General features: G+C 69.8%; 12 protein-coding genes. 1 reads left to right on the forward strand and 11 read right to left on the reverse strand.

Going from position 1 to position 12,453, the window contains the following annotated elements; genetic code table 11:
• Genes ACXC9Q_RS02700 through ACXC9Q_RS02750 form a run of 11 tightly spaced genes read right to left on the reverse strand, consistent with a single transcriptional unit; the run spans window position 1 to window position 11,068 of the window.
• The gene (locus ACXC9Q_RS02700) at window positions 1-1,092 is read right to left on the reverse strand and encodes a phage late control D family protein (RefSeq protein ID WP_457054865.1); all 1,092 of its coding nucleotides are present in this window, start codon (window positions 1,090-1,092) and stop codon (window positions 1-3) included.
• Window positions 1,085-1,249 carry a hypothetical protein gene (locus ACXC9Q_RS02705; RefSeq protein WP_457054866.1) on the reverse strand — a complete coding sequence of 55 codons (165 nt, stop codon included), beginning with the start codon at window positions 1,247-1,249 and terminating at the stop codon, window positions 1,085-1,087. The genes ACXC9Q_RS02700 and ACXC9Q_RS02705 overlap by 8 nt, the downstream gene beginning before the upstream one ends.
• A complete protein-coding gene (locus ACXC9Q_RS02710; protein WP_457054867.1) occupies window positions 1,246-2,601 on the reverse strand; it encodes a CIS tube protein in 1,356 nt (451 codons plus the stop codon). The genes ACXC9Q_RS02705 and ACXC9Q_RS02710 overlap by 4 nt, the downstream gene beginning before the upstream one ends.
• Window positions 2,598-3,077, reverse strand: coding sequence for a phage tail protein (locus ACXC9Q_RS02715; RefSeq protein ID WP_457054868.1), 480 nt, complete (start codon window positions 3,075-3,077; stop codon window positions 2,598-2,600). The genes ACXC9Q_RS02710 and ACXC9Q_RS02715 overlap by 4 nt, the downstream gene beginning before the upstream one ends.
• 35 nt (window positions 3,078-3,112) lie before the next feature.
• Entirely contained in the window at window positions 3,113-3,673 is a 561-nt protein-coding gene (locus tag ACXC9Q_RS02720; RefSeq protein WP_457054869.1) for a HEAT repeat domain-containing protein, read from the reverse strand.
• Window positions 3,670-5,136 (reverse strand): eCIS core domain-containing protein, encoded by a 1,467-nt coding sequence (locus ACXC9Q_RS02725; protein ID WP_457054870.1) that lies wholly within the window; start codon window positions 5,134-5,136, stop codon window positions 3,670-3,672. Before ACXC9Q_RS02725 ends, ACXC9Q_RS02720 begins: the two co-directional genes overlap by 4 nt.
• Complete coding sequence (locus tag ACXC9Q_RS02730; protein WP_457054871.1) at window positions 5,136-7,154, reverse strand: hypothetical protein; 2,019 nt, start codon at window positions 7,152-7,154, stop codon at window positions 5,136-5,138. The genes ACXC9Q_RS02725 and ACXC9Q_RS02730 overlap by 1 nt, the downstream gene beginning before the upstream one ends.
• Complete coding sequence (locus ACXC9Q_RS02735) at window positions 7,127-7,588, reverse strand: phage tail protein (RefSeq protein ID WP_449833530.1); 462 nt, start codon at window positions 7,586-7,588, stop codon at window positions 7,127-7,129. Before ACXC9Q_RS02735 ends, ACXC9Q_RS02730 begins: the two co-directional genes overlap by 28 nt.
• 28 nt (window positions 7,589-7,616) lie before the next feature.
• The gene (locus ACXC9Q_RS02740; RefSeq protein ID WP_457054872.1) at window positions 7,617-9,512 is read right to left on the reverse strand and encodes a phage tail sheath family protein; all 1,896 of its coding nucleotides are present in this window, start codon (window positions 9,510-9,512) and stop codon (window positions 7,617-7,619) included.
• A gap of 51 nt (window positions 9,513-9,563) precedes the next feature.
• Entirely contained in the window at window positions 9,564-10,457 is an 894-nt protein-coding gene (locus ACXC9Q_RS02745) for a hypothetical protein (RefSeq protein WP_457054873.1), read from the reverse strand.
• Entirely contained in the window at window positions 10,454-11,068 is a 615-nt protein-coding gene (locus tag ACXC9Q_RS02750; RefSeq protein ID WP_457054874.1) for a DUF4255 domain-containing protein, read from the reverse strand. Before ACXC9Q_RS02750 ends, ACXC9Q_RS02745 begins: the two co-directional genes overlap by 4 nt.
• A 121-nt stretch (window positions 11,069-11,189) precedes the next feature.
• On the opposite strand from ACXC9Q_RS02750, the gene ACXC9Q_RS02755 reads away from it, so the two are divergent.
• Window positions 11,190-12,440 carry a prolipoprotein diacylglyceryl transferase family protein gene (locus ACXC9Q_RS02755; protein ID WP_457054875.1) on the forward strand — a complete coding sequence of 417 codons (1,251 nt, stop codon included), beginning with the start codon at window positions 11,190-11,192 and terminating at the stop codon, window positions 12,438-12,440.
• Window positions 12,441-12,453 lie beyond the last annotated feature (13 nt).

Consider the following 12,453-nt stretch of genomic DNA (forward strand, 5'->3'; position numbering starts at 1 on the left):
TCAGGCCGCAATCGCCGGCCGCTCGGCCCGGAAGCGAGTCCGGTAGCCGGTGGTCAGGTCGTAGCTGTGGTGGGCGTGGACGACGCGGTAGCCACTGCCCTCGAACGGCCGGCCCACTCGGCGAAGATCCAGCTTCGCGCCGGGGACCAGGTCCGGCGTTCCCGACGTCGTGCCGTTGACTGTCACGAAGGACCGCGCCCGGCGCAGCATCTCGGCGTCGGCGTAGGCGTCGGCGGTGGCTTGGTCCAGGACGTCCCGCCTCGCCCTGCTGATCGATGATCGGTTGAAGACGTTCGACACGATCTCGGCGCCGCTGCGGCCGGAGGTGATCTCGGCGGCGACGACCGCGCGGTCCGACGTATGCGCGACCGCCTTGACCGCGTCGTGGTCCCAGCCGCGCACCTCGACCGTCGGGCGCTGGTGAGCAGCGTCGGCACGGGCACTCAGGCCGATCAGTTCGTTGCCTTGGACAAGCGTCAGCTCGACGCCCGGCCGGCGTTCCCGTCCGGCCAGGTGGATGACGTCCTCGGAGTCGACCCACAGCTCGGCGTTGATCCGCTGCGCCCGGTCGCGGAGGAAGGCCAGATCCGACTGTTCCCACTGCTGGATCACGGCGTACGTCGGGCCGTCCACGTCCGTCTTGGCATCGAGACCGTGCTCTGCCGCGACGGCCGTGACCACGTCGGCGTCCGAGCTTTCGGCGTACGTCGCGGTCCGGGTGGTCATCCGCAGCCGCATCAGGGTGTCTTCGGCGAAGACGCTCACGTACGGAACCGCTCCCTCCTCGAAGCACACCTCGAGCGCGGACACGGTGCCGCGGAAGATCTTGCGCTCACCGGCGGCCGGCCCGATCGTCACGGTCAGCGCGGTACCGAGATCGACCACCTGGCCGTCGAGGTACGACAACTGTTCGGTCGAACCGTCGGCATCGGGCGCGATCGCGCTGAAGTGGGCGACCATCGTGCGCAGACCGAGGATGCCCTCGCGAACGTCCAGCCGGAGCAGGTCGCGCGCCAGCCGTCCCTCGGTCTGTCCGGCCACCGAGAACACCGGGGCCGCCGACGAGAACGGGTGCGCGGAGAAGTCACTCATCGCCGGTCGCCGTTCGGAGCCGGTCGGCGGCGAGCCGTTCCAGCATCGCGTCGATCCGGACCCGCTCCTGCCAGACGCTCGTCGTCGCCTCGGCAGCGGCCGGCTCAGCGGTCGTGGCGTCGACCTCGGACGTGATCTCGCCGATGTGGATACTCATCCGCAACACCCCTTCCGCGGCCGGGACCGGCCCCACATCCCGATCGGCTGCCGCCGCGGCGCCACAACCATCGAGGTCGATCCGGTGGATGGTTGCTTCGGCGCGCTCCGCGCACCACCGCATCCGCATCCGCAGTCGGTCCCGCTGGACGCTGCGGTGTACGCCGGTGCTCGCAGCGGCGCGATCACCGTCCACCCGAGGGCGCCTGGAAGCGCCGCGTCGGGCGTGACCCGGTCGCGCAGCGGAACCCCACGGCCGTAGGACGTTGCGCGGGGATCGGCCCGCGGTGGCAACGGGCGAGGTGCGGGTGTCTGCTGAGCGGACGGTGTGATCTGAGCTGCTGTTGCCGGACTGGTACTCGGGGCACTGACGCTCAGGGTTGCGACCGGTGTGCCGAAGGCTGCTCTGCTTTCGTTGGCCACGGCTGTCGTTTGGTCGATCGCGGTTTGCTCGATGGCGGCGCTGAGACCGCCGGCCGCGGCCAGCGCAATCCCTGCTGACACGCCCTGCGCCGCGGCGGAGTCGAGGCCCGCCTGCGCACCGACGGAGACGTCGAGACCGGCCTCGAACCCCACCGAGACGCCGATGCCCACGCCGACGTCGAGCGACGCGGAGAAGTCGATCGATGTGCCGGCCGCGAGCGCCAGCGCGTCACCGACGAGCCCCGCGATGGCCCGCCACGCCTCGGGTGGTTGGTCGTTGCGGGCGAGGAAATCGGCCGCACTCTCACCGTCGAGGGCCTCTGCCGTCCGGGCGTCCGGACCTGACGGCGGTCCGCTCGTGGTCGTCCCCGGACCGTTGCCGGTCGCATCCGAGGTCGACTCACCGGCCGCGTCCGCGCCGCTGTCCGGGTTCGCACCGGCACCCGCCGCCAGCGCCTCGAACTTGGGATCCTGCTGCTTGATGTCGATCGTCGCCTTCGCCCGCAGCGGTATGCCGTCCGCCGAGAAGAAGTCGAGCTCCTCGACCAGGCTTGTCATCACACCGGCGATCGCGATCGACCCCCAGCGGAACTGCACGCGCGGCGGCGCCTGTTTGGAGCCCTTGTCGCTGGGCAGCACGAACTGCTCGACCTCGGCGGTCCTCGTCCGGACGTCGACCGGTGCGTTCGTCGTACCCTCGTCGGCGGTGTCGAACTCGAGCTCGACGTGCAACTGCGTGCTGCCGCTTCCGTTGTACTGCTGGGCCTGCCGGCCCCGGGCGGTGCCGCCGTCGACGTTGTTGGACATGGTGAGCCGCAGCGACGCGGGGTTGAACTGCACCGGGATCGTCTTGGTGGTCTTGCCCTTCTTGTCGAGGACATCGAGGACCGCGCCCTTCGGGGCCTTGTCCTCGGCCGGCTGGGCGGTCATGTCGTACCCGCCAGCAGCAGCCCCTCGTGCGCGATCTGCAGCTCCTCGATTGCAACCTCACCGGTCTTGGCATTGAGTTGCGGTCCGACGATCTTCACCGGCAGGGCCCGGAAGAACTGCCAGCTCGCCATCGGCCGGCGGAGCTGGTCCTGCACGATCACGGTGCCGTCGTACCGCCGTACCGGACGCACCCCGGCCACGACGTCCTGGAACCATTGCCACAACTCGGGTACGGCGTCCCCGCCGGCCGGACCGAACATCCCCCGCTTGCAGATCAACCGCGAGTACTTCGCCCGCCCGACCCGGCGCACCACCGACGCGTTCTGCCCGCCGACATCGAGATCCTTGACATCCAGCTCGATCTCGAGCCCGTTGACCTCCTGAAACCCACCATCGCCAAGACTCTGCGGACCGTCCCCGGTCACCCGGTTGAACTCCACCTCGAACCGGAACGTCGTCAGCAACAGGTCCGCCATACCCCGAACTCTCAGCCACCCCCGTCACACGACCGTCACCACCGGAGCAGTCCGGCCACCTCGGGGTCGGGCTCGGTGCCGGCGAGAGTGCTGCGTTCTTCGGACGTCAAGCAGTTCAGGCTGATCAGGGCGTGGACGACGTGGTAGCGGACCAGTGGGGACTGGTCGGTCAGTCGGGTGCGGAGGATGGAGCAGTGGGACGGGTCCGCGGTGGTGGCTGCGGCGTCGGCGGCAGCGGCGGTGGCTTGGGGGGAGGGGGAGGAGAGGGCGCGCTCGATGGCCGGCTTCGTCTCCGGATCGTTGATCCGGCCCAGCGCGATGCCGGCGTAGCCGGGGATGTCGGGGTCTTCGCTGGTGAGCAAGGACTCGAGGACGCGGACGGTGTCGGAGCCGCCGAAGAAAGGCAGGACTTCGAGGATGGCGGGGACCTGGGGGCCCGTGGGATGGGAGCGGATGGCGTCGAGGAGGTCGGCGCGGGCGCGGTCCGGGTGGTCGCGCAGGAGCAGGGTCAGCGCGCGCTCGCGTTCCCGTCGGGCCGCGGGTTCGCCCAGGGGACTGAGTACGGCGTCGAGGAGGTGGGGGTAGTCGTCCGTCATTTCAGGATGTCCTTCGCGTCGGCGCCGAAGACCGTGGTCACCGAGCGTTTGAAGGCGGCGAGGGCGGCGGGAGTGAGTCGCGGGTCGAGCCGGAAGCGTTCGTACATGCCGCGGACCAGTGCCTTCGCGACCCGTGCCTCCCACTGCGACTGGATGAGCTGGAGCCGTCCGACCACGGTCGGCTCGGGATCGACGTACCCGGCCTGGAGCGCGGCGTCCTTCGCGGCCAGCGGCGTGTGGTACGGCAGGGACCGCAGCAACGAGTAGATCTCGGTCTCTTGGTAGCCGTAGGCATCGATCTCGCTGGTCCGCGCGGCGCCGGTCGGCTGGACGTACCCGGTCATCAGCCGGGCGGCCCGGTCGTACAGTTCCAGGCCGTACTCGGTCCCCGGCGTACCGTACGGCCCGTACTCCGGGTGCCCGTGCAACTCGTGGACCACCACACTCAGAGCGTAGGCCGGGTTCGCCTGGACGAACCTGGTGAACGTCCGGCCGACGACCGCGACGTTGCGGCCGGCCTCCACTTCGCCGTACGCGATCACGCCCGCGCCGCGGTTCTCCAGCCCCACCACGTCGACCTTGAAGTCGGCCGCGGTCAGGTGCAGGTCCGGGTGGTGCGCGGCGGCGTACGAGACCACGGAGGCGACCGCGGCGATCGCGGCGGCAGTGTGGGCGAGCACCTGCACCGGCGTGAGCACAGAGGTCGACGGCGGGATCGAGGTCTGTGCGACCTGGGTCGCCTGCTGCGCGCTCACCTGTGCTTGGGTCGGGGTTGCCACTCCGGTAGCGGCCTGAGCCAGAGCCAGATTCTCGGCTTCCATGTGAGCGGATTGAGCCACCACCATGTTGCTCTCGGTCGCAAGGCCCGACGCCTGAGCCGACGTGACTGCGGCGGCACGCTGCACCCGACGCAGAATGTCTTGAACGACGTCGTTGTAAGGGCCGGACGCATCGTCGGCAGGCAGTGCACCCATCAGGTTCTGGATCGCGCCGCTCGGGTAGTACTTGTCGACCGCACTTTGCCGGTCCGCGTCGCTGAGCGCCCGGTACTCCGACAGTGCGTCCCTGGCGAGGTCGGCCGTGAAGGGGATCTCTCCGTTGAGCGCCCGTTGTGCCTTGGATGGTCCTCGCGAACACGAGTGCAAGGCCAACGACCGGCTTGGCGAACCAGGTAGGACGGGAGCCGGCCCGCCACGTCCGTGCAAACGCGCCCGAGCCTCGGCCCCCGCTCGCTCGGCGCCTTCCTCGGTCCCGGCTCCCACTGCGTGCGCCAGTTCGTGGGCAAGCACAACCTCGCGGCCGAGATCACCCGCGGGGGTGTGGCCGAGGAACACGTCGCCGTCGGTGGTGACGCCGTACGCGTTGTTCGCGGTGGTCAGCGCGGCGGACTGTTGGTTGTCATGGACAACGACATGGCGCAGGTCGCGGGCGAAGCTCGCCTGCCACCGGGCAAAGTCGAACATCAGCGTGCCTCGACTCGCACCGACGCGTCCGGTTCGTGCATCAGCTGCAGGACGATGAACTCGAGCGGCTCGGCCGGTGCGACACCGATCAGGCAGATCAGCCGCCCGTTGTCGAGGTCGTTCTGGGACATCGTCGTACGGTCGCAGCGCACGAAGAACCCCTCGCTCGGTTTCGCGCCGGCGAACGCGCCGGCCAGGAAGAACCGGTTCAGCAGACCGGTCACAGCGCGCCTGATCCGGCCCCACAACTCCTCACCGTTGGGTTCGAACACGACCCAGGCGAGTTCACGTTCGAGCGTCAGCCGCAGGACCGTCAGCAGTCGCGCGACCGACAGCTGCCGCAGCTCCGGTCGCACGCTGAGCGTGCGGGCGGCCGACAGCCGGATGCCGTCCCGCTCGAGCAGGAACACGTTGATCCCGGCCGGGTGCAACTCGTCGTGCACCTCGTCCGGCACCTGCGTCGACACACGCACCGCGCCGACGGCCACCTGGTTGGCCGGGCCGCGGGGAATACCCAGCCGCCGTTCGCGGTCCGCGATGATCCCGGCAGCGAAGACCGCGGGATTCAACCGCACGAGGTCATCCCGGTCGTCGTCCGGCGCGGCCACGTCGAGCCATGGGTGGTACGACGCCGCGTACGGTGAGTCGAAAGCCGTGCGCCACTGGAGGATCCGGCTCGGCGGCAACCCCAGTGGTACGTCGAGCAGCACGGTGAACTCGCGTCGCTGATCCGCGAAGCGCACCAGTTCGGACTGCGCTGTGGTGATCCGATCGAGCTCGGAAGGAACCAGCGGATCGAGCCGCAGCCCGTCGAGGCCGGGCGGCCGGGGCGTCGGCTCCGGCGGCGGATCAGGCCGGACGCAGAGCTGGAACTCGGGCCCGGCGAGCGAGACCGGATCACGGACGTCGACGACCGGCGTCAACGGCGCCGGGTCGTACAGATCTGGCGCGACCAGCAGACCGATGTCGTCGACCTCGGCGAGGCTGTGGACGCCGGAGCCCGGCCGCTCGTCCCCAGGAACCCAGAGTGGATCCCAGAAGTCCTCGGACACGATGTTCTGCCAGCGATCGAGACCGCCGGTGAACGTGCCGCCGGGCACCGGCGCGAGGGAGGGATCCGGGGGAGCCAGCGTCTTCGCCGCCCACGCCGGGTCGGGCCACAAGAGCGTTGACTCACCGATCAGCACCCGCGCCAGCCACCGCGGATGATCAGGGCGCAGACCGATCGCGTCGATCGTCTCGATCCGCGCCTGCGCCGGGTCGAGGTCGACGACCTCGAGGCTCAGTTCCACGACCTCGACGAGGATCGGCGCGCCGGGCAGCGCGCCGTCGAGGACGAGATGAAGTCGCTGCGCCGGCCCTTGCGGATCGGGACGCAACTCGGCCCGATCGATGAAGCGCAGCAGTTGCTCGTCGCCCGGCCTGGTCAACCGCAACAACGCGCCGGCGGTCACCGCAGCCGACTGGTCAACGACCACCTCGGTCGCGGTGGCCGAGTACACGGCAAGCGGCCGCGTCCGCGCCCGCAGCGTGACCTTGAGCGCGTTGCCCCAACTCCCTTCGGACCGAGCGAGCAGGTTCACCACCGACCCGTCCGTCGTCTGCAGTCCGAGCGATCCCGCGGCCCGCCCTTGCAGGCCGTCGTAGGTCTCGTCGTGCACGATTCGTACGACGTACGCCCGGGTGCCGCCCGCGGCGAAGAAGGAACTGACCGCGTACGGCAGTCGCCCCGGACCGTTGAAGCCCCCGAACACCGTGCGGTACTCGTCCCAGCTGTCGACTGCCACCGGAACGGACCGAGCGACCGGTGTGATCTGCAGCCAAGCCGCCACGTCCACGTCGTCGTCCGGTCGCCCGAGTGGCAACCACGCCGGCCCGCGTGGACTGACGCCGGCGAACGCCGCCACATCACGCCGTACGGCGGTGAGCACGTCGGGCGGACGTGGCGTCGTGAGATAGACGCCGGGCGCCCCCGGGACGAAGTCCGTGGTCAGCTGAACTCGATGCCCTGACAGCACAGCACAAGCTCTTCCATCGCCACGTCGGTTCCGCCCTTGCCGGCCAGGGCCGGGCCGGACCAGCTCTTCGGTTGGGTGTTCAGCAGCTTCCAGGTGCACACGGTGTTGCGCGACTCGTCGAGCAAGGAGACGGTCACGGTGCGGGCGTCGACGGTGCCGCGGCTGACGTCCTCCAGCCAGGCGAACAGGTCCCGGCTGCCGATCACGCCGCGCTTGCAGGTCACGTCGTCGACGGTGAACGTGTTCTGCACCTTCCGGACCGTGTTCACCTTCTCGTTGCCGTTGCGGTAGTCGGCGAACTGGACGCTGAACTTGAGGCCGGTGACGTCGGAGAAGCCACCGACGATGGTGCCCTCGTCGCCGTTGCCGCTGTCGCCGCCGAGCGACAGCAGGAAGTTGAAGGCAGGGTAGGGGTTGTCTCGCTGGGTCGGCATGGGTCCTCCTCGGTCGAGGCTGCTCGGATCAGGCGCGGGCGTCGGCGGTGAACTGGCCGATCCGGAAGATGACGAACTCTGCCGGCTTGGTCGGTGCGACGCCGATCAGGCAGATCAGCCGGCCGTTGTCGAGATCGTTCTGGGTCATGGTGGTGCGGTCGCAGCGGACGAAGAACGCCTCGTCGGGCTTGCTGCCGAGCAGCGCGCCGGCCAGCCACTGCACGTAGAGGAAGTCCTCGACGGACTGCCGGATGCTCGCCCAGAGCCGCTCGCTGTTCGGCTCGAACACGGCGTACTGCATCGCCCGGTCGATCGAGTGCTCGAGGAAGTTGAACAGCCGGCGGACGTTGACGTACGTCCACTCGGGGTCCGATGTCATCGTGCGGGCACCCCAGACCCGGTTGCCGCGACCGGCGAAGAACCGCAGTGCGTTGATGCCCTCCGGGTTCAGTACGTCGTTCCGCGCGGTGTTGATGTTCGCCTCGAAGCGGGTCAGTCCCTGCACGACCTCGTTCGCCGGGGCCTTGAAGACGCCGCGGGTGACATCGGTCCGGGCGTAGATCCCGGTCACGAAACCGGACGGCGGCAACAGGATCCGGCGCGGCGGCGCGCCCTGCGCGATGCGCTGCAGCGGATCGAACACCTCGATCCACGGGTGGTACATCGCGGCGCGGGTGGTGTCGAACTTGCCCCGGAAGGTGCGGACCTCGGTCATCGAACTGCCGCGCGGTGCGTCGACGACGGCGATCCGGTACTTCATCCGCTCGGCGTGCGCGATCAGTGCGGAGGCGGCTGCCTGGCACACGTCCACGTCGTCGTAGGTACCGCCGTCGGGCAGTGCGACGATCGCGATGTCGTCGAGCTCGGCCAGCGCTCCGAGGCCGGTGGCCTTCTGGGTCACGACGTCGGGCGAGGCGTCCTGACCGAGGAGGTCGTCGGGACCGGGGACGGCGCCGTCGTTGCCGCCTTCGAGGCGGACACCTTCGAGCGGCGTCTGCAGCGCCACCATCAGGTCGATCGCGCGGGTCAGGTCGGCCGGTGCGGCCGGGTCGTCAGGCGCCTCGGTGTCGAGATACACGATCGCGTTCTCGTCCTCGGGGTCGTCGGATTGCAGGATGTGGCCGATCCAGCGGCGTTGCGCGGGATGCGTGGCCAGGTCGCTGTAGGCGTCGATCCGCTCGGTGTCGGGCTGCACCAAGACCTGCAGTACGACCTCCTTGATGATCGTGACTGCCGTGGTCGGGACCGTGCCGGCCGACGTACGGAAGATCTGCTTCGCACGGCCGGCGCTGTCCCGGACCGCGGGGTCCTCGTCGACCGCGGCGAGCGAGGCCGGGACGAGATCGGCGTCGGCATCCGGTGGAACCGCCGGCGGTTCGGTGATCTCCACAACGGCACCACGGGTCAGTGCGGTGGCCTGTGTCCCGAAGGCCGGGTGCTGGAACGCACAGTTGCGCTTGCGGACCGTGCGCACAGTGACGAGCGTGTTGCCGTACTGGCCAGGCCACCGGGCCCGCCAGGTCGCTACATCACCGACGCCGAACGGGAGTGCCAGTCGGCCGAGTCCGAGGTCGAGGTTCGGGTCGGTCCCGGTCGGTGCGAAGACGCGGCTCACGTAGAGCCTGCGGCCGCCGTTGAGGAAGAAGGCCCGCGCCGCGTGCGCCACGAACGACTCGCGGCCGGGCGATCCGTCGGCCGGGACGATCTGTTCGAGGCCGCCGTACACACGCTCGAACTCGGTGAAGCTGGTGACGAGCCTGGCCTCGGTGCTGCGGGGGCCGGGCCGGTCGCCGTCGACGTACTGGACCGGTCCGTAACGGGTGATCCCGGCGAAGCCGGTGGTGCTGGTCGCAACTCCCTCGATCGACTTCGACCGGAACGTCGTTTCCTCGACGTAGACGCCGGGGGACAGATACTCAGGCATTCGCTGGACTCCTGTCGAAGCTCGTCGTGCGGTGTGGTGTCACGGGTGGTGTCAGGCGGGAAGCTCGATCGAGACCGAGCTCTCGCGGCCGAGGGGTACGTTGACGGCGAATGGGCCGAACTCCGGGCCTGGCCACGGGCTGCGGCCGGTCAGGACGGGCTCGGTCAGCGGGTCGTCGGTGGCGATGGCGGTCTGCACGGGCAGATCCCAGAGCGGATCGACGACCTTGAGCAGTACGTCGGCCGGATCGACCGCAGCCGCCGGCGGCACGGTCACGGTCAGCTCGACCGGCAGCGGATCGACGGGCATCGTGGCCGCGCCGGCCGAGCTGCCGATCACCAGCACGAACTCGCCCCGATCGTCGCCGTGCGCCCAGCCGAGGTCGTCGTGTTCGTCGCGAGCGACCGCGCGGACCCAGCGGACCGGCCGGAGGGCGCCGTCGGCTCCGGGCCGGACGACCCGGCCGCGGAGGATGCTGCCGCCACTGCTCGGGTAGGCGCCGGCGCCGGGAAAGACGCCGACCCGGAAGATGCGCTTCGACCCTGGATCCGGAGGGGGATCGGGCACCGGGTCGTCGTGCAGGCGCAGCCGTAGCCGGCGAGGGACGAAGAACCGGCCCGCGGTGAGGCGTGGCTCGACGACGCGCACGGTCACGTCCTCGTCGTGCGGAGCCGGTGGCGTGCTGTACAGGCGGGCGAACCTTCCGCTGCGGTGCCGGTCGAAGCCGGTGAGGACGTCGTCCAGCACCTGCCCCGGAGGCCAGCGCCGCCAACTGTGCAACGGCGAAGGATGCCGTTCGTCGAGTACGGCGGCCATCCGCTGGTACCGCCCAGCGCCGTACGTCGCCAGGGCGTCGAGCGCGTCGACGAGCTCGACACCGATCGCCAGCCGGTGGACCGCCTCCTCGTACCCGGCCGGCGTGAACAGGTTCGCCGTACTGGTCATGGCTCTACCGAAGGCACGAGTCCGCGGATGGCGGTCAGCACGTCCGGATGGTCCGGATCCGACGGAGCGTCTATCCGCGCGATACGGGCGAGGTAGGAGACACTCAGCCGGTAGTCGACGGGCAGCGTTTCGAACGTCCGCAGTACGTCCTCGACGACCAGGTCCTCGTTCACGATCTGCACCGCCTCGCCCGGCCGCCACTTCCCCGACGGGTGCAGGCGTGGGCCGGCGATGACCGGGCGGGTCTCGAGGCACTGCATGGTCGCGCCGAGGATCCGCAGCTCGGCTTCGGCCTCGCTGTCCCACGCAGTCAGCAGAAGGTGCACGTCAAGCGGGAGATGGATGGTCCGGTCCTGCGCCGCGACCGCGGACCACGGACTGCGCATGGTCCGGTTGACGTCGACCCGCCAGACGAAGATCGACAGGGTCGGGAACCGGATCGGGTTGTCGGCGTCGCCGCCGATCCGCCCGAAGTCCGTCGTCTGCACGAGCCGCGCCACCGGCTTCGCCCGGAACGCGTCGGGGTCCGCCGCGACCAGGTCGTCGTAGCAGCGGTTGAGCTGCTCACGAACGCTCAGGGCCACGGCGGCGACGGATGCGAAACCGGCCATGACCGTGGAGTGTTCGCGGCCTCCGTCACGGCACCGTCACCCGTGGTCCGGTGTGCTCGGCGGGCTCGTGAAGGGGTCGCGGGGTGACGGTCCCGTGACGCCACGGCGCCATGGTCGAACAGTGACCGGGGGTCTGCGCAACGCGACCGGGATCGGTGCGCGCCGGCTGTCCGCGGGCACGGATCCGGCCGTACTGCGGCTCGGTGGCCGGCGCGTGCCGCTGTTCCGGTCGATCGGGATCGCCGGGTACTACGGCGCACTGCTGGTCGCACTGGTGGCCGGCATGCGTGCCGACGTACATCCGATCGTGGTGTTCGGGCTCAGTGGGGCGGCGGCAGCGTCGTTCTTCCTGTGGGGACTTGCCCGGCGTGCGATCACGGGCCGCGAATCTCTCGTCCTGCTCGAGCATGTGTGGGTCGCCGGGTTCGTGGTCGCAGCGTTCTGCTGGGCTGCGGGCGTCGACGTACTGCGGGGGCTCGATGTGCTGGCCTGTGGTCTCACGGTGTTCTTGGCCGCCGGGCGCATCGGGTGCTTCTCGGTCGGGTGCTGTTACGGGGTGCCGGCCGGCCTCGGTACGACGTACCCGGCCGAGGCGGGACTTCCAGCGAGGCTGACCGGGGTCCGGCTGCTGCCGGTGCAGTTGATCGAGGCGGCCGCGCTCCTGGTCATCGGGGGAGTGGCATTGGCCGTCGCGGGCGGGCGGCCGGGGGTGGCCACGGTCTGGTTCCTGTTGTCGTACGCCGTCGTCCGGTTCGGAACCGAAGGGCTGCGAGGTGACGATCGGCCGATGGTGGCCGGGCTCAGCCGACAACGCTGGCTGTGTGTGATCCAGGCGGTGGGCGCTGGGTTCCTGGCGGCGCGAGTGATTCCGGGCGTCGGCGAGCAGGCCCTGATCGCCACGGGAGCGGTACTGGTTCCGGCGGCCGTAGCGGGTCTCGTTCTGCTGCGGTCGCGGCGTCGGAGTCCGCTGCTGCGGTCTGATGCCCTCGATGAGACCTGGGCGTTGATCGAGCGGCTGTCCAAGACACCGGGGTTGTCAGAGCGGCCGGTCCTCGATTCGACGCGGGCCGGGGTGCGGGTGGCCGTGAGCCGTCTGCTGCCGGGCGAAACGCAGTACGACGAACTCGCCGACGTCCACGTGTCGCTGTCGTCGCAGGAGTGGACGCAAGCTGAACTGGTGGCCGTCGGCGATGCACTGGCAGGTCTCGACGTACGACCTGGGGAATGGGCCGTGCACTTCGGTATCGACGGTGCGCGACTCGGTCTGGAGAAAGCCGCCGAACCCGTGCAGTCGGGGCGAAACCGGCGGATCATGGATCAAACCGTGATCGATGGGACTCCGTACGCCAAGGGGTACTTCGGTCCTGGTTGAGGGGGGTTAGGGA

The organism is Kribbella sp. CWNU-51, assembly GCF_054073265.1.